The 16,653-nt window shown below is 53.2% G+C and carries 14 protein-coding genes; 7 read left to right on the top strand and 7 right to left on the bottom strand.

The features are described from left to right. Positions 1–2 precede the first annotated feature (2 nt). Positions 3–776 carry an SDR family oxidoreductase gene (locus RAL90_RS08530; RefSeq protein WP_306249608.1) on the bottom strand — a complete coding sequence of 258 codons (774 nt, stop codon included), beginning with the start codon at positions 774–776 and terminating at the stop codon, positions 3–5. 13 nt (positions 777–789) lie between these two features. Beyond that, on the bottom strand, positions 790–1,764 hold the full coding sequence (locus tag RAL90_RS08525) for a calcium/sodium antiporter (RefSeq protein WP_306249606.1): 975 nt from the start codon (positions 1,762–1,764) through the stop codon (positions 790–792). Between the two features lie 344 nt (positions 1,765–2,108). Here RAL90_RS08525 and RAL90_RS08520 point away from each other — a divergent pair, with 344 nt between their 5' ends. The 4 genes from RAL90_RS08520 to RAL90_RS08505 all read left to right on the top strand — a co-directional run bounded on the left by RAL90_RS08520 (position 2,109) and on the right by RAL90_RS08505 (position 7,553). After that, entirely contained in the window at positions 2,109–2,882 is a 774-nt protein-coding gene (locus RAL90_RS08520; RefSeq protein ID WP_306249604.1) for an enoyl-CoA hydratase, read from the top strand. A 47-nt stretch (positions 2,883–2,929) separates the two neighbouring features. Beyond that, entirely contained in the window at positions 2,930–4,825 is a 1,896-nt protein-coding gene (locus RAL90_RS08515) for a sodium:proton antiporter (RefSeq protein ID WP_306249602.1), read from the top strand. 83 nt (positions 4,826–4,908) lie between these two features. Continuing rightward, on the top strand, positions 4,909–5,817 hold the full coding sequence (locus RAL90_RS08510) for a sensor histidine kinase KdpD (protein WP_306249599.1): 909 nt from the start codon (positions 4,909–4,911) through the stop codon (positions 5,815–5,817). 14 nt (positions 5,818–5,831) lie between these two features. Further along, positions 5,832–7,553: an ATP-binding protein gene (locus tag RAL90_RS08505; protein ID WP_306249597.1), complete on the top strand. Its 1,722-nt coding sequence runs from the start codon at positions 5,832–5,834 to the stop codon at positions 7,551–7,553. An 18-nt stretch (positions 7,554–7,571) separates the two neighbouring features. On the opposite strand, the gene RAL90_RS08500 is transcribed toward RAL90_RS08505, so the two are convergent. Next, a complete protein-coding gene (locus RAL90_RS08500) occupies positions 7,572–8,570 on the bottom strand; it encodes an NADPH:quinone oxidoreductase family protein (protein ID WP_372340458.1) in 999 nt (332 codons plus the stop codon). 85 nt (positions 8,571–8,655) lie between these two features. Between RAL90_RS08500 and RAL90_RS08495 the strand changes: the two genes are divergently transcribed. Both RAL90_RS08495 and metG read left to right on the top strand, forming a co-directional pair. Beyond that, entirely contained in the window at positions 8,656–10,173 is a 1,518-nt protein-coding gene (locus RAL90_RS08495) for an MFS transporter (protein WP_306249594.1), read from the top strand. A 72-nt stretch (positions 10,174–10,245) separates the two neighbouring features. Then, positions 10,246–11,949: a methionine--tRNA ligase gene (metG, locus tag RAL90_RS08490; protein WP_306249592.1), complete on the top strand. Its 1,704-nt coding sequence runs from the start codon at positions 10,246–10,248 to the stop codon at positions 11,947–11,949. A gap of 21 nt (positions 11,950–11,970) precedes the next feature. Here metG and RAL90_RS08485 read toward each other — a convergent pair whose 3' ends face one another. Next, positions 11,971–12,501 carry a c-type cytochrome gene (locus RAL90_RS08485; protein WP_306249590.1) on the bottom strand — a complete coding sequence of 177 codons (531 nt, stop codon included), beginning with the start codon at positions 12,499–12,501 and terminating at the stop codon, positions 11,971–11,973. 147 nt (positions 12,502–12,648) lie between these two features. On the opposite strand from RAL90_RS08485, the gene RAL90_RS08480 reads away from it, so the two are divergent. Continuing rightward, positions 12,649–13,059, top strand: a complete 411-nt coding sequence (locus RAL90_RS08480) for a DUF2306 domain-containing protein (protein WP_306249588.1) — start codon at positions 12,649–12,651, stop codon at positions 13,057–13,059. Positions 13,060–13,265: 206 nt separating this feature from the next. Here the strand turns inward: RAL90_RS08480 and RAL90_RS08475 are convergent, their stop codons facing one another. From RAL90_RS08475 to RAL90_RS08465, 3 genes are read right to left on the bottom strand one after another with little or no spacing between them, the layout of a single operon-like run. Beyond that, positions 13,266–15,083, bottom strand: coding sequence for an aminopeptidase P family protein (locus RAL90_RS08475; protein WP_306249586.1), 1,818 nt, complete (start codon positions 15,081–15,083; stop codon positions 13,266–13,268). Positions 15,084–15,136: 53 nt separating this feature from the next. Further along, entirely contained in the window at positions 15,137–16,018 is an 882-nt protein-coding gene (locus tag RAL90_RS08470) for a 50S ribosomal protein L11 methyltransferase (protein ID WP_306249584.1), read from the bottom strand. Then, complete coding sequence (locus tag RAL90_RS08465) at positions 16,005–16,577, bottom strand: DsbE family thiol:disulfide interchange protein (protein WP_306249582.1); 573 nt, start codon at positions 16,575–16,577, stop codon at positions 16,005–16,007. The genes RAL90_RS08470 and RAL90_RS08465 overlap by 14 nt, the downstream gene beginning before the upstream one ends. Between the last annotated feature and the right edge of the window lie 76 nt (positions 16,578–16,653).

Below are 16,653 nucleotides of genomic sequence, written 5' to 3'. Positions count from 1 at the left end.
GCTTATTCGTTCACCAATAAATCCGGCGTTTCCCAGGCAAGATGCTGGCCGCCATCAACGGCAATCATCTGTCCGGTCACTGCTTTAGCTGATAGTAAATACAGGAGAGCAGCTGCAATGTCATCCGGTGTCGCACCATAGCCCAGAATGGTCGCGTCGTTCTGTTTTTGCCAGTCCTCGTCCGATTGGCGCTTGTTTTTCAATGTCGGGCCGGGACCAATCGCATTGACCCGGATGCCTTTTGGGCCAAGAGCCTGCGCCAGTGTCTGCGTCGCCGTCCATAAAGCTGCTTTTGATAACGTGTAGGTGAAAAACTTTGGCGTGAGTGCCCAGACACGCTGGTCGATAATGTTGATAATCTGATTGTCTGCATCAGCGTCTATTTGTTGGGCAAAACGCTGTGCGAGCATCATGGGGGTGCGCAGGTGTACGTCCATGTGCGTGTCCCAGCTTTCATCCGTGAAAGTCTCGACGCTGTCATCTTCGAAGGCGGAGGCACAGTTCACCAGAATAGATATTGGCGCTTTTGCTTTTGATCCCGCATTTGCAATCAGTTGTCCGACATGGGCACGGTTGAGAAGGTCAGCCTGAAGCGTTGATGCTGCGCCGCCATTCTTGCGGATCTCATTTGCCAGTTCTTCCGCAGCGAGGTTCGAGGCGCGGTAGTGGATAATGACGTGATAGTCTGCGTGGGCCAGTGCAACGGCCAACTGTCGACCGATACGAACGGCGCCGCCGGTGACAAGAGCGGTTCTGGAGGGCTGATTACCGGTCATGAGAAGGCAGGCATCATATGAGAACGGATTTCGATCCGATGAATATGATGTATCCCACATAAGCGAGGCACATGCCCACAGCCAGTACTCTGTTGAGGCGCATCCCGGTGAATATCAGGATTGCCAGAACTGCTGTGCTTGCCAGCATCACCGGCATGTCGATGCTGCGTGCAGCATCTGTAAAATATGACGTTCCGGCCAGGCCAGCCGTGCCGCCGACAAAAAGGAGGTTGAAAATGTTTGACCCGACGATGTTGCCCACCGCCACTTCAGCCTGCTTTTTCAGAGCAGCAGCAACCACGGTTGCCAGTTCGGGCAGGGAAGTTCCGAACGCAACAATCGTCAAACCGATAACTTCTTCGCGCACACCAAGCTCACTGGCGATGACCGAACCGTTGTCCACAAGCAGCTTCGCCCCAAGGGGCAGGCCGATCAGACCTGCGATGAGGAAGGCGGGTGTTTTCCAGAATGCATCGTCCTCGGTAAATTCTTCAAGGTCTTCGAGCACAGGCTCTTCTTCACCGCCCGGCTGTGTCGCACGCCAGCCAATATAGACAATATACAGAAATATACTGCCCATCAGAACGATGCCGGCGGTGGTACCAATGGCGCCCAGCACATATACGAAATAGGCAAACATGATGGACGCCAGCACCATGACGGTCGCATGGCGTTTGCAGCCTGGCAGGTTCATGGCTATGGGGTAAAGAATAGCCGGCATACCAAGTACCAGCAGCACATTCGCGATATTTGAACCGATGATATTACCCATGGCAATACCGTTACTGGTCGCATCGCCTGTCAGCACGTCCTGCAAAGTGACAACGAACTCAGGCGCAGAGGTGCCAAAAGCAACAATAGTCAGGCTGATAAGCAGGGTTGGAATATTGAGCCTGCTTGCGAGGCTTACTGCGCCGCGCACGAGAAGGTCGCCGCCAACGATGAGGAGGCCAAGCCCCAGTACTATGAAAAGAATATTTGCCAGCATACCCCGTGCCCTGACTGATCTGGAATCAATGGAAGGTTACGACCCAATGGGTATCGCACCCAAAGCATATGCCTAGTCAAAACGACCGCTGCTGATGAAGTTGAGCACAGCAAAGCTCGCGATGAACAGCAGGATCACCAGAACAGGCTGGGAAGTTAATATGGATAACATCGGCATCTCCTCGATCAAATTGCGCTTATAGGCGACGTTCGCAGGGGCGTCACTCAAAATAAATGCAACTTACCCGCCCTTGGGCGTTTACATAGTGTGATAAGCTTGGCCTTGCGTTACCCCCATATATGGCGTTATGCGCGCCCAGCAATCATTGCAGCGAAGGAAATTTCATGACCTACGAATGTATTGAGACAAAGAAAGACGAGAAGGTTCTGCTGATTACGCTCAATCGGCCGGATGCGCTCAACGCCCTGAACAAGCAGCTGATGACAGAACTGGATTCAGCGCTGAAAAAAGCTGAAGCTGACGACCATATTGCAGCGATTGTCATTACCGGTTCGGCCAAGGCTTTTGCGGCAGGGGCTGATATCAAGGAGATGGCTGACAAGACCTTCATGGAGGCTTTCTCGCAGAATTTTGTCAGTGACTGGGAACAGACGGCCAAATGCCGCAAGCCGGTCATTGCCGCTGTTGCGGGCTATGCGCTTGGTGGTGGCTGCGAACTGGCCATGATGTGTGATTTCATCATCGCGGCTGATACGGCCAAATTCGGCCAGCCAGAGATCACGATTGGGGCTATTCCGGGAATTGGCGGCACGCAACGGCTGACCCGTTTCATTGGCAAGTCCAAAGCGATGGAAATGTGTCTGACAGGGCGCATGATGGATGCTGAGGAAGCCGAGCGCTGCGGTCTGGTGACCCGTATTGTGCCTGCTGACAGCCTGATCTCTGACGCTGTCGAGACGGCAAAAAAGATTGCCTCATTCTCTCGGCCTGTGGTCATGATTGCCAAAGAAGCCGTGAACCGGGCTTATGAGACCACGCTTGAAGAAGGTATCTTGTTTGAGCGCCGGACGTTTCATGCCGTGTTTGGAACGAATGACCAGAAAGAGGGCATGACAGCCTTCATCGAGAAACGGAAACCGGCCTTTTCGGATTCCTGATTATGACTGCAATCAACAGAGATGTTGTTTTATTTACAGCAGGTTAGATGGATAACTTAGTACTCAGCTTCGCCCTGATTGGTTTTCTTGGTATTGGGGCGCAATGGCTCGCATGGCGTATGCACCTGCCTGCCATCGTGCTGATGGCGCTTGCCGGGATGATTGTTGGCCCTGGTCTTGGGTTGATCAATCCGGAAGAGGATTTTGGCGAGTTTTACCGCCCCATGATTGCCGTTGCGGTGGCAGTCATCCTTTTTGAAGGCGGCCTGCAACTGAAATTCGAGGAAATACGTGGCAGTATTTCAGAAGGCGTCTGGCGGCTGGTTTTTCCGGGCGTGCCCATTGCCTGGGCTCTTGGCGCGATGGCAGCACATTATGCAGCCGGACTGTCCTGGCCTGTTGCTGTACTTTTTGCCGGCATTCTTATTGTAACAGGACCGACTGTTATCCTGCCGCTGCTGCGTCAGGCGCGGCTCTCTCACCGCCCGGCGGCACTCCTGAAATGGGAAGGGATCATCAATGATCCGATTGGCGCACTTCTGGCGGTTATCGTCTACGAATATGTAACTTACGATGCAGGCGCGCATACGACGTTTGAAATTGCCGGGAGCCTCATTCTGGGCTCCGTCATGTCGATTGCCTGGGGTGTTGTTCTTGGCCGCTTTACAGCAAGTGCGTTCAACCGTGGCTGGGTGCCGGAATATCTGAAACCGCCGGTGCTGCTCTCCATTGTCTTGATCTGTTTTGTGGCGGCAAACATGCTGCAGGAAGAGGCTGGCCTTCTGGCTGTAACGGCCATGGGCGTCACGATGGCAAATTCCAAACTTCCCAGTATCAACGACCTGCGCCACTTCAAGGAGAATATCGCCGTTCTGTTTGTGTCCGGTGTATTTGTGATACTGACCGCAAGCCTGAGCCGGGAAACCCTTGCTGAGGCGTTGAGTTGGCAGACCTTCTGGTTTGTTGCAGCCATGCTTTTTGTCGTGCGCCCGCTTGCGATCATGATTTCAACGATGGGGTCAGAGCTGAGTTTGCAGGAAAGGCTGTTGACGTCCTGGATTGCACCACGCGGTATTGTGGCGGTTGCGGTGTCCGGCTTTTTTGCCGGTGTGCTGGCGGAAGCTGGCCTTGAGGAAGCTGAACGCATGGTGCCGCTGGCTTTTGCCATCGTTTTCGCCACCGTTGTCCTGCATGGCTTTAGCATTGCCCCGGTCGGCAAGTGGCTGGGGCTTGCGTCAAAGGCGAAGCCGGGTTTTCTGATCGTTGGCTCATCTGACTGGGCAGTGGCATTTGCAAAGCGTATTCAGGAACTCGGCGCACCGGTTGTCATTGCTGATGACAGATGGGCAGCCCTGCGCCCGGCGCGTCAGGCTAATGTCCCGACTTACTTCGGTGAGATTCTCTCTGAGGTGACAGAGTATCATCTGGATCTGAATGAGTTCGGATATCTGGTTGCTCTTGGAGATAATGAGGCACACAACTCACTGGTCTGTACAGACCTTGCGCCAGAGTTGGGCAGGGCCAAAATTTTCCAGATCAACAACTCTACATCTTCTGAAAATGAACGGCGGTCTGTTGCGCGGAGCCTCAAGGGGCGGCTGTTCATGAAAAGTGGTCCGACACTTAATGAGCTGAAGCAGCGGCATCGCGAAGGCTGGTTCTTCCAGAAAACCCGAATCACGGAGGAATATACTTCCGAGCAATATTTGGCTGACCTGCATAACGGAGAGCCGGTTATCCTGCAGCGTAAGGGGATTGTCATGGTTGCCAGCAGGGAGCAGCCGCTGCAGCCAGAAAAGGGTGACACTATCCTCGCTTATGTGCCGCCTGATATTGAAGAACAGCGCGCCCGCCGCAAGGAAAAGCAAAGCAAGGCTACACAGGAAGTCGCTGAACGCAAAGAGCAGGCTATCGCTGATGTTAACCCAAAACCGGCGACATAAGTCTTTCGTAATGGTTGGTTAAAATTCATTAACCAGACGTTTAGAGGTTCGGGTTAGCCGTAATTCTGAGAGGAATTGCGGATATGCAGACGTATTACGGGCGCACCGCCAAAAAAGCGACGTTTCTGGATAGCTATGTCAGCCAGTATCGTGATCTGGTGACCAGGCGGCGCGCGAATGTTGCCCTGCGTGCGGCGCGTATCGAAGCGGAACTTGCCTACAAGGCGCGGGGCGAATTCCTTGCCAATATGAATCATGAGTTGAGAACGCCGCTAAATGCAATTATCGGCTTTGCCAACATGATGAAGGACTCGGATACCTATGGTCTGTCAAAAGAGCAGACAACGGAGTATCTGGAATATATCCTGCAATCTTCTGATCTTCTTCTGGGCCACATCAACACCATCCTGGACCTGGCCTCAGCTGAAAGCGGCGCCAAGATTGTTCGCCAGAAAATCGTATCCCTGGAACTGGTCGAGCATTCCATCGAGAAGTACCGCCCGATGTCTGATGCGGCAGGTGTTGAACTGACTTTGTCCCATGACCCGGACCTACCACTAATAGATGTTGACCCGGACAGGATTGATACTGCGCTGTCTCATCTTCTGGAAAATGCCATCACTTATTGTGAGGAAGGTGGCCGGGTTGATGTGATGTTGCGGCAAGGGCGCCGCACCGGAAGTCAGGATTGGCTTTACATTGCCGTCAAGGATAATGGTGCCGGGATGAGCAGTGAAGAGCTGGCGCGTGCATTGAAAGCCTTTGAACAGGTCCATCAGGGCCTGCACAGACGATTTGAAGGTGCAGGCATCGGATTGCCGATCGCGCGAGCGTTTATTGAACTGAATGGGGGGCGCTTTGATGTGAAAAGTCGAAAGGGGCAGGGCACGACTGTTCGTTTTGCCTTGCCTGCTATTGCGCGGGCGCAAGACGCGGCTGAAGGCTCGGCAGAGTATAGCGCAGAAAACACAGCGATCAGAGCTGCAGGGTGAGAAGGGTAACAGAAATGCAAGCGAATTCACATAAATCCCGCCCGCAGTCACCCGAGGAAATGCTACAGTCCCTGAGCAATGAGGCGCAGGAAAATACGTGGCAGGACGCGGCTGATGCTCCCCGGATGCCGGTGGGGCAGGTGGTTTCCGTCAATGGCTCTAATGTACTTGTGATGATTAACCTGGGGCGTGATTTTGCTGCAGAATACATGCCCCGAGTTGGCAGAATGATCTGCATAGAAAGTAAGAATGCTGAAATCATTGCCGGCGTTTCAGGCCTTTCTGCACCCGCTCCAGGCATGGATAGTGAGGAAGAGCGTATCCTGATCGCCGAAGTTGAGCTCTATGGAGAGATAAGGATCGCCACATCAGGGCGGCGCTCTTTCACGCGCGGGATTGCAGCATTGCCTTCGTTGGGCGATGTTGCTGCCGCGCTGGCTGAAAACGATCTGCGCTGTATCTTTCGGACAGATGATGAAAACCTGCTCCGTGTCGGTCATATCAGCCATATGCCGGATATGACCGCTCAGATGAGCCCGGCTGCTTTATTACAGGAAAATTTTGCCCTTTTTGGAGCGCCTGGTGCGGGGAAAAGTGCTGCTGCTGCCGTTCTGGCGCGGGCATTTGTAAAGGCTAGATTTCCAGTACGTACACTAATTATTGATGTTCATAACGAGTATTCACGCTCTTTTGGGCGTGCGGCCAATATTGTTCCTGTTTCTCTCGGGACGGTGACGCACTGGATGTTGTCGTTTCGCGAGTTCGTCTATCTTGCAGAGAAGGCAACCGGGCCATTATCTGAGCAGGAAAAAGACCTGCTGATCGAGTCCATTTCAGCGGCGAAGAAAAAATACATACGGGCCAACCCTTCTGCGTCATCCGCAGAGGCAGCGGAACAGGGCGTGCGCATCACGGCGGATACACCTGTGCCTTATCGTCTTGGCGATATTGTGGTTCATCTGAAGAAAGTACTTCAGGTGAACAATGATTTTTCGCTGGAAGTCATTCAGCACCTTGAAACCAGACTGGACATACTCAGCAAGGAGCCTCGCTATAAATCCATATTTGGCTCTCTTACCCTGCAGGATACTCTGACAGAGCTTCTGGCGAGTATCTTCCGTGTGCCCCTTGAGGGAAAGTCCATAACAGTGCTGCAGCTTGGTGGTTTGGAAGACGAAGTTGCCGAAGTTGTTGTGTCTTGTGTCGCGCGTTTTGCGAAGCTGTTGGCTGACGCACGCAAGGATACAACACCCTTGTTGATTATTCTGGAAGAAGCGCACCGGTTTCTGCCTGCGGATAAACAAGAAGCGCCTCTTTCCAGCAGCTCGCTACGGGCCATTGTCGAAGCAGGCAACAAGTTGAGCGTCAGCCTGGGGCTTATAACGTCGCGCTTGCGTGGTGTTTCTCCCAACGCCCTGGAGCACATTGATAATTATATGGCGATGTGTCTGCCCGGCAGGGCAGATCAGGATCATTTTCTGGAAACAGCGCCGCAAAGCGCGCCGGGTATACTGGAAAATGTTGGCGGTCTTGAGAATGGAGAATGCATTGCGGTGGGTCTGCTGGCGCCGGTTCCATCCCGGCTGAAATTCGCACGGTTGCCAGATGAGGCGGTACCGCGTGACCCGGCCAGGCTGCATACACGCGAACACACTGCACAAGGTGCGAAACCGGCAGATCTTGATATTCACACCTTGCACTCAATCGTAGAGCAAATGCGTTACAGTACGGATTGATCTGCCGGTCAGCTTTTCTCAGTCAATCGTCAAGACGACCTTGCCGGTTGCTTTGCGGTCTTCCAGAAGCTGCAGTGCTTTGGCGCCTTCTTCGAGTGTGAAGCGTTCTGTGATGCGCGGGCGGATTTTACCGGACTGGTACAGAGCAAAAAGTTCGCTCATGTTGGCCGCATGGCCCTGCGGATCACGCATGACGGAAGCCCCCCAGAAAACACCGACAATCTGGCAACTTTTCAAGAGTGTCAGGTTTAGCGGCACAGCGGGAATGCCCGCCGGAAAGCCAATAACCAGAAAGCGGCCTTCCCAAGCAAGGGCGCGTACGCACGGTTCCGCATAGAGACCGCCAACAGCATCATAGACCACATCAACACCTTCGCCGCCGGCCTTTGCCTTGATCTCTTTTGACAGGGCGCGTTGACCATCCTTGTCGAGATCGGATGGGTAGACGATTGTCTCATCTGCGCCGATCTCTCTGCAGAAGGCTGCCTTTTCCTCAGAGGAGACACCAGCAATCACGCGTGCGCCGGCGGCCTTGCCCAGTTCGATGGCCGCAGAGCCGACGCCGCCACTGGCACCGGTGATGAACAGGCTCTCGCCTGCCTGTAGATTGCCGCGATCTTTCAGTGCGTAATGGGAGGTACCGTATGTCATCATGAAGGCGGCGGCTTCTTCATGTGGCATACCGGCAGGCAGGGGCACACAGCGTAAGGCGTCTATGACGGTATGTGTGGCAAAGCCCCCTGAACTGTTCAAAAGCGCAAACACGTTGTCTCCAGCTTTCAGATTGCTTACTCCATCGCCGACAGCCTCGACGAGGCCTGCAACCTCAGAGCCTGGCGCAAAGGGGCGCTCTGGCTTGAACTGATACATATCGCGAATCACGAGTGTATCGGGAAAATTGACACTGGCTGCCTTGATGGCGATCAGCACTTCGCCCTTGCCAGGGGTCGGTGTGGGTATTTCCTGTAGTTCAAGAGTTTCCGGTCCGCCGGGCGTAACGCTCATCAGGGCTTTCATCATACTTATCCTTCTTGCAATTCTCTCAGATACTTAGCAGGGTCTTTCCATAGAAGAATAAAAACATGCAGTGGAGGGATACCCGATGAGCGAAACGCCACAGGGACAGGCTAACACGAAATATCGTACCTATGTTCTGATACTTCTTACGCTGGTCTACATGTTCAACTTCATCGATCGGCAAATCATCGGCATCCTTTCTCCTTTCATAAAGGAAGATCTGGACCTGACCGATGCCCAGCTTGGTTTCCTGAAAGGGTTTGCCTTCGCGCTGTTCTACACGATTATGGGTATCCCGATTGCCTGGCTGGCGGACCGGTTCAACCGCGTGACCATTGTATCTGTTTCTTTGGCCCTGTGGAGTGCGTTCACCGCAGCTTCCGGTGTTGCTGGCAATTACACGCAGCTCGCGCTTGCCCGTATCGGGGTGGGAGTTGGTGAAGCTGGTGGCAGCCCTCCATCACACTCCATGATTTCAGATTTCTACAGCAAAGAAGAGCGTGCCGGCGCGCTGGCCATATACTCTCTCGGGATCCCCTTCGGTATTATGATGGCTTACTTCGCCTCTGCGTTCCTGTTGGGCGGTGGTCTTGGCGAGAACACTGCTGGCTGGCGCACTGTGATGATTCTTCTCGGCATCCCTGGTGTTCTGTTCGCGTTGATCGTGAAGTTGACGATCAAGGAGCCCCCGCGGGCCAAGGCACCATCATCTGATCCTATTGCAAAGGTGAATCTTTCCTCACCCTTCGTCCTGATTGCCGCCATATCCTTCGTCAATGTTGTCATCGGGCTGGTCTTTTCAATTCTCTATTGGGAGCCCATCAGCAGCATCCAGATTGGGGTCTTTAGCTTGCCTGGGTGGATGAGCCTCCTTGGCACGCTCACCCTGGTCTTCAGCCTATATCGTCTTGTTTTCATCCAGGATTTCTACCCGCCGGTAAAAACCCTGCTATCAATTCCCTCTTGGTGGGGAATGTGCATGGGGATCGCCTGGGTTTCCTTTGCAACCTATGCCGTCGGTGCGTGGGGTATAGACTATGTTTCCCGTGCTTTCCCGGAAGCAGACCTTCTGAAATTCCTGGTGATTTTCGGCATCATCAACGGCACGACCTATGCTGGCGGCACCTGGTTTGGCGGCTATCTGACAGACAAACTGGGCAAGAAAGACAAGGGCGCATATGCTTTTGTGCCTGCTGTCGGTGTTCTCGTGGCGATACCTGTGTTGGTATTCTCAATGTGGACAGGCAGTCTGGTTGTTCATGTTGGTTGCATTGCGGTGTTCCTGTTTGTACTCGGATTTTATCTGGGGCCGTCGTTTTCGGTCGCACAGACCCTGGCGCCGGTTAATGTGAGAGCCATGTCTACGGCCCTGTTCTTCTTCATCTTGAACATTATTGCCCTTGGTGGCGGGCCGACATTTGTCGGATTGATGAGTGAGGCGTTGTCACAGGCAAATGGTGACGAGACGCAGTCACTCAGAATCGCTCTTACTTTCCTTGCCATCCCGATGATCATATCACTGTTCGCTTTTTACTGGACTTCGAAGAAACTGCCTGAGGACTGGATCAAGGCAGAAGAGCGCAACAAGGATGCGGTCGCCTAGCAGCCGTAAATGGTTGGCCAGACAGCAGAATTAAGATTATAGAGGCGTCCTTTAGCGAAGGACGTTTCTACTATGCCCAAGCGCATACTCATCACCTCTGCCCTGCCATATATTAATGGCATCAAGCATCTCGGCAATCTGGTCGGGTCCATGCTGCCGGCCGATGTCTATGCGCGGTTCGAGCGCGCGCGCGGTAACGAGGTCGCTTTCATTTGCGCAACTGATGAGCATGGTACGCCAGCAGAACTGGCGGCCCTGAAAGAAGATCAGAGCGTTGAGGATTATTGCGCCAGGCAGCATGATGTTCAGGCGCAGGCCGGGGAGAAATTTGGGTTGTCCTTCGATTATTTCGGACGCTCTTCAAACCCGACGAACCACGAACTGACACAGCATTTTGCTAACGTGCTTGAGGCTAACGGGTTGATTGAAGAGCGGGTCGACAGGCAGGTATATGCTGTTGACGATGCGCGCTTTCTGCCGGACCGCTATGTGGAAGGGACATGTCCTCATTGTGATTACGAGAAAGCCCGTGGCGACCAGTGCGATAATTGTGGCAGATTACTTGACCCGGTTGACCTGAAAGATCCGTATTCGGCTGTTTCCGGATCGCGCAATATTGAAGTGCGGGAAACCAGGCATCTTTATCTTTTGCAGTCAAAGCTGCAGGAGCGCGTTGAAAGCTGGGTGGAAAACCAGACCACATGGCCATTGTTAACGCGCTCGATCGCACTCAAATGGATGAAAGAGGGCTTGCGTGATCGCTCGATTACGCGCGATCTCAAATGGGGCATACCAGTTTCTGTTGATGGCAATGACAGACCCGGTTTTGAAAACAAGGTCTTTTACGTCTGGTTTGATGCGCCTATCGCCTATATCGCTTCAACGAAGGACTGGGCCGTTGCCAGTGGCGGGGACTGGGAAAGTTGGTGGCGTACAGACAAGGGGGCTGAAGATGTGTCTTATGTTCAGTTCATGGGTAAGGACAATGTCGCTTTTCACGCAGTCAGTTTTCCCTGTACACTGATCGGTTCTGAGGAGCCTTGGAAAACGGTTGATACACTGAAAAGCCTTAACTGGCTTACCTGGTATGGTGGTAAATTCTCAACATCAGAAGGGCGCGGCATTTTCATGGATCAGGCTTTGGAAATCCTGCCAGCAGATTACTGGCGCTGGTACCTGATGGCCAACGCTCCGGAAAGTGATGATACGTCGTTTACACTTGAGACATTTGCTGCAACGATCAACAAGGATCTGGCGGACGTACTTGGCAACTTTGTTAATCGTATTACCAGGTTCTGCAAATCGAAATTCGGGGAAGAAGTGCCTGCTGGTGGTGAGCCTGGCCCGATAGAAAAAAAGCTCTATGCTGATCTGGATCAACGTATAACGGCTTATACTGAGTTTCTGGAGAAGATGGAATTTCGCAAGGCATGTGCGGAGTTGCGCGCGATCTGGTCTGCAGGGAACGAGTATTTACAGGAGGCGGCCCCATGGGCTGTGTTCAAGGAAGACCCGGCGAAAGCGGCTGTTAGCGTCAGGACAGGGCTTAATCTGATAAGGCTTTTTGGTGTCCTGTCTGCACCGATTGTACCATTCACAGCAGAAAAGCTACTGGCCATTTTTGGTGAAACGCAGACTGCGTGGCCAGCGGCAAGCGCCTCTACCTTACTGACAGCATTACCTGCTGGGCAGGAATTTACGCTGCCAGACGTGCTCTTTTCCAAGATTGAAGAAGAGCAGGTCACGCAATGGAAAGAACGTTTCGGTGCGCCCTGAGTTCGGCGGATCTTTTTTTTGTTATTCCTCAACGCCGCCTGGAAATTCTGCTGTTACCCAGACAAAATCATTCAGAAAAGAATCGCGAACTGTTTCCGGAACCTGTGAAATATCCAGCTTGCGTTGCTCGTCCGGGTTGCCGGCAAAAGCGGCGAGGTCGGCAATTTCCTGTGCATTCAGGTTGATTTGATAGCCAAGTTCGATCTCTTGCAGTTTGATCATTTCAGGCGCGCCGCGCCACATGCGGGCGGCGAAATGGATCGGGTCAATTTCCGAGAGAAAGGTTTCCTTGTCGAGAGGGTAGGCGGCTGTGCCACCGACACCATTCACTGAATGGCAGATCACGCATCCCTCCTCGACAAACAGTCTTCTGCCGTTTTCGGCATCAAACTCATATTGCGCTACACGCACAATCGTTGCGGCATCTGCATTGGGCACTGATTCTGAGGTTGTCGGTTGGCCCGGTGCCTGAGGGTCCGCAGACGGATTGCATGCCGAGAGACTAAAAGCGGTAGCTGCGATAATCGTTGCAAAATAGAGTTCATGTTTCATTGTCTCGGTCTCTCCAAAGTCGATATGTCGATCCTAGCATGTCCAGCGCAGTCGGCACCATCATCAGGCTTGACAATAATTCTATAATAACTTTACAAAACAAAGCATATTCTATTGCGTTAGGGCACGTCAAAGGAAACCGGGAACATGAATCTGGAAATCCTGCAGGAACTACCTGCTGTCATACTGCTCCACCTTTTTGCCGCGCTGGCAGCATTTTTTCTGGGGGGCTTTCAGTTACTCGCCCCCAAGGGAACGGTGCCGCATAAAACGCTTGGCTGGATATGGTTCAGCCTCATGATCGTGGTGGCTGTGAGTGCGATTTTTATCCGAAACTTTGAAGGCTCGGCACTACCGACACTTTTCGGATTTTCGCCGATCCACCTGTTTGTGGTGCTGACTCTCTGGAGTGTTCCGTCAGCGATCATTGCGATCAAACGGGGCAATGTTAAAGCCCATGCCAGTGCAGTGCGTGGGCTTTATCTGGGCGGCATGTTGATAGCGGGCGCTTTCACTTTTATGCCCGGGCGCACCATGTACCAGATCTTCTTTGGCTGATGCTTCTGGTATCTGCCAGCTTCCTGCGCGGTGTACGATGTGCGCCAGCGGAGAATCGCGCTAGGCGGGCCCTGTAAGCAAAATCAGAGGAGATGCATCATGAAAGCAATTCTTGATGTCGTTGCGTGGAATGTATCCCTTGTACTGGCTGTGTTATCTGCCGTTCTGTTGTTTCTTATTATGCTGGGTTGAAGGCTGCCTGTGTATCAAAGCGGCGCTGTCATCTCCTTGAGCCAGGCAGAGAGATCTGGCTCAAGGCCTTCAGAAAGCTTTTGAAAGACTTCAGCATGGTAATCATTTACCCATGCTATTTCATCTTCCGTCAACAGACTTGTATCAATCAGGGTGCGCTCTAGCGGAGCCATGGTGATGATTTCGAATGACATCATCTCCCGCTCGCCACCGGCCACAGGCACGGGAGGGCGTACGATGACAAGATTTTCAATCCGTATGCCGAACTCACCGGTTTTATAATAGCCAGGCTCATTTGAGCATATCATGCCCGGCTCCAGTGGCTGTGAGATCAGCTTCTTGGAGATATTCTGCGGGCCTTCATGCACACCCAGGTAACTGCCAACGCCATGGCCTGTCCCGTGGTCATAATCCAGGCCGGCCTCCCAGAGAGGGCGCCGTGCGAGCACGTCAAGCTGATGTCCACTGGTGCCGCGTGGAAAGCGTATTGTTGCAAGGGAGATATGGCCTTTCAAAACCAGCGTGTAGCAGCGCCGCATCTCTTCTGTTGGCTCACCAATTGGCACTGTGCGCGTTATATCAGTTGTGCCATCCGGATACTGACCACCGGAGTCAATCAGGTAAAGCGTGCCACGCTCCAGCTTTTTGTTCGTCTCTGTCGTTACGCGATAATGACAATGCGCCCCATTGCTGCCAGCAGCGGAGATGGAATCGAAACTGATGTCGTTCAGCTGGTTGGACATTGCGCGGAAACTCTCAAGTTTCTGAGCGGCCTCAATTTCTGTAACATCCCCAGACTGTGCATCCTCTGCAACCCAATGCAGGAACCGGCTGACCGCAATACCATCGCGGATATGCGCCCGGCGCGTGCCGTCCATCTCTGTCTTGTTTTTGCGTGCGCGGGGCAGGGCGCAAGGGTCCGCTGCTTTGATGATCTCTGCTCCCGCTTCCTGCAACTGGTCAAAAAACCAGACCGGCGCCAAGGCAGGATCAATCATCACAGAAAGGGAGTTCTCGCCCAGTTCTGCCAAAGCTGCGGCGATCTCAGTTTCGGGGTGAATCGAAACTTCTGCTGTCAGATGCGTGCGCAGAGTATCATCGACCTTTTCCGGGTGCAGAAATAATGCAGCCGTCCCGTCTGAATGCAGAATAGCACGGCCCAGTGGCAATGGTGTGGCATGTACGTCCTTGCCACGAATGTTGAATAGCCAGGCGAGTGAGTGTGGTGCCGTCAGCACAACAGTGTCGGCCCCTGCTTTCTTTATGGCTGCGGCAATCTCCCGCCGTTTTTCCTGACTGCTCTTACCAGCATAATCATTGTCATGCGGGACTGTTGGCGCAACAGGAGGGGCAGGGCGATCAGTCCATGCAACATCAATCGGGTTCTGTGTCACGGGCACCAGTACAAAGCCGGCCCGGTCTGATGCTTTGACCAAAGCTTCCAGTCCGGCCGGTGAGTGAAGCATCGGGTCGTAGCCGATACGCGCACCAGGCTTGCCGTTATCTGCCAGCCAGGCTGATGGCGGGGTATCTGTGATATCCTCAAAAGAGAAAAAATTCTCATCGACCTGCTCCCGCACTTGCAGTGTATAGCGGCCATCGGTGAACATGACTGCCTGATCCAAAAGAATAATCGCAGCACCGGCAGAGCCTGAAAATCCGGAAACCCACATCAGGCGCTCCGCACAATCCGGCAGATACTCGTTCAGATATTCGTCATCATGCGGGACAATAAAGCCATCCAGCTTTTGTGTCGCCATGCTGTGACGAAGCAACGGCAAGTGGCTGCTGGCAAATGAGCGGTCTGAGACAGGATCAAAAGATTGAAACATGGGCGCTGGGGCTCCTTTCAGTCATCAAGAATTTCATATCAGCTTATGTGCGCTCAGGCGCGTCTGAAAACAAGCACCGGCCAGGTGTCATGATTGGTGCGCTCGACCAGATCGAAACCACTGGTCTGGTAGGCGCGAATAACCTTGTCGGTCTGTTCGGCAAGCAATCCGGCGAGCATGACCGTCGCACCGGGCGAGGTATGAGTAGCCATGTCTGTGCTCAGTTCGACCAATGGTCCTGCAAGGATGTTCGCAAAAACAAAATCAAATGGCCCTGTGGCGGTGATATCAGAGTGATCAAATCCTGCGGCGGTCAGAAAATGAATACCGCTGGCAGAATTGAAGGTGGCGTTTTCGGCGGCAATTTCCACAGAAGTCTGATCAATATCCGTTGCCAGTATGCGTGTATCCCACAGTTTTGCAGCTGCGATCGCCAGCACGGCAGAGCCCGTGCCAAGATCAAGCACATTCGCCGGGGACAGGTCCGCCAGTTTATCGAGCATTTCAAGGCACCCGGCAGTTGTCGGGTGATGCCCTGTACCAAACGCCTGGTTGGCATCTATACGTACAGGAATATCATTGGTGTCATTCGGTAACTTTTGCGCATCATGTACACCATAAAGAACAAAGCGACCGCAGCGGACAATACCCAGACCTTCAAGTGCGTGGGCTACCCAGTCCTGATCCGGCAGTTCTTCAATCTGTGGCCTTGTGTGCTGTTCGTATTCGGCAAGAAATTCGCCAAGGGCCGCTTTCTCAGGTGGTTCTGAAAAATAGGCGTCTACGCGCCAGTTCGCGGCGTTGTCCTCTTGCGCGGAGTCATCCTTGGTCAGGCTCACTGCATCCGCAGGGGGGAAGTAAATATCACTCAGGAGGTCCGCAATTTGCGACATATCCTCATGTGGACCTGTCCAGATCGCCTTATAGCTCGGCATTGCCAACCAGCCCGGCGGACCCTTTTTCTTCCCGCAATTCAGTAATCAACGGCCAGAGTTCCTTGTCCCATACTTCCTGCGTTAATGGCCCGACATGGCGCCAACGGATACGCCCCTGTTTGTCAATGATGAATGTCTCCGGTGCGCCGGTCACGCCAAAATCGATGACAGTCTGGCCGATTTCATCGACACCAACAGCGTCATAAGGGTTGCCGTAACGGGCGAGCCATGCTGCACCCTGTTCCGGTGTGTCGCGCCAGTCTATGCCATAAACAGGTATCAGGTTCGATGCCTGCAGATTCATCAGGAAATCGTGCTCATACTGACAGGCGATGCACCATGAGCCAAATATATTGATCAGGCTCACTTTACCCTTGAGATCATCCGATGCCAGAGGCGGGATTTCATCATTTACAGCCGGCAGGTTGAAAGTAGGCACCGGCTTGTTGATCATGACAGATGGCAGCACCGTCGTATCGATGCGTGTCAGCCCGAAGAACATGTAGGCAGCGAGCCCTGCGAACAGCGTGATAGGCACAAACAATAAGGCGCGTTTCATGGAAATCTCTTTTCCTGGACGTCAGCAATCAGCCTAGCCCGGCCATGTGGTGGAGGCAACATTGTCCATGTTTAGG

Origin of the sequence: Parvularcula sp. IMCC14364 (assembly GCF_030758415.1) — a bacterium.
In the GTDB taxonomy this organism is placed as follows: domain Bacteria; phylum Pseudomonadota; class Alphaproteobacteria; order Caulobacterales; family Parvularculaceae; genus Aquisalinus.
The sequence above is the reverse complement of the archived record's forward strand: the minus strand, read 5'-3'. Positions and strand labels throughout refer to the sequence as shown.

What these genes read in the sequence shown, in the direction of transcription:
- RAL90_RS08530 (WP_306249608.1), bottom strand. Translation starts at nt 776, where the DNA reads ATGACCGGTAATCAGCCCTCCAGAACCGCTCTTGTCACCGGCGGCGCC.
- RAL90_RS08525 (WP_306249606.1), bottom strand. Translation starts at nt 1,764, where the DNA reads ATGCTGGCAAATATTCTTTTCATAGTACTGGGGCTTGGCCTCCTCATC.
- RAL90_RS08520 (WP_306249604.1), top strand. Translation starts at nt 2,109, where the DNA reads ATGACCTACGAATGTATTGAGACAAAGAAAGACGAGAAGGTTCTGCTG.
- RAL90_RS08515 (WP_306249602.1), top strand. Translation starts at nt 2,930, where the DNA reads ATGGATAACTTAGTACTCAGCTTCGCCCTGATTGGTTTTCTTGGTATT.
- RAL90_RS08510 (WP_306249599.1), top strand. Translation starts at nt 4,909, where the DNA reads ATGCAGACGTATTACGGGCGCACCGCCAAAAAAGCGACGTTTCTGGAT.
- RAL90_RS08505 (WP_306249597.1), top strand. Translation starts at nt 5,832, where the DNA reads ATGCAAGCGAATTCACATAAATCCCGCCCGCAGTCACCCGAGGAAATG.
- RAL90_RS08500 (WP_372340458.1), bottom strand. Translation starts at nt 8,570, where the DNA reads ATGAAAGCCCTGATGAGCGTTACGCCCGGCGGACCGGAAACTCTTGAA.
- RAL90_RS08495 (WP_306249594.1), top strand. Translation starts at nt 8,656, where the DNA reads ATGAGCGAAACGCCACAGGGACAGGCTAACACGAAATATCGTACCTAT.
- metG (WP_306249592.1), top strand. Translation starts at nt 10,246, where the DNA reads ATGCCCAAGCGCATACTCATCACCTCTGCCCTGCCATATATTAATGGC.
- RAL90_RS08485 (WP_306249590.1), bottom strand. Translation starts at nt 12,501, where the DNA reads ATGAAACATGAACTCTATTTTGCAACGATTATCGCAGCTACCGCTTTT.
- RAL90_RS08480 (WP_306249588.1), top strand. Translation starts at nt 12,649, where the DNA reads ATGAATCTGGAAATCCTGCAGGAACTACCTGCTGTCATACTGCTCCAC.
- RAL90_RS08475 (WP_306249586.1), bottom strand. Translation starts at nt 15,083, where the DNA reads ATGTTTCAATCTTTTGATCCTGTCTCAGACCGCTCATTTGCCAGCAGC.
- RAL90_RS08470 (WP_306249584.1), bottom strand. Translation starts at nt 16,018, where the DNA reads ATGCCGAGCTATAAGGCGATCTGGACAGGTCCACATGAGGATATGTCG.
- RAL90_RS08465 (WP_306249582.1), bottom strand. Translation starts at nt 16,577, where the DNA reads ATGAAACGCGCCTTATTGTTTGTGCCTATCACGCTGTTCGCAGGGCTC.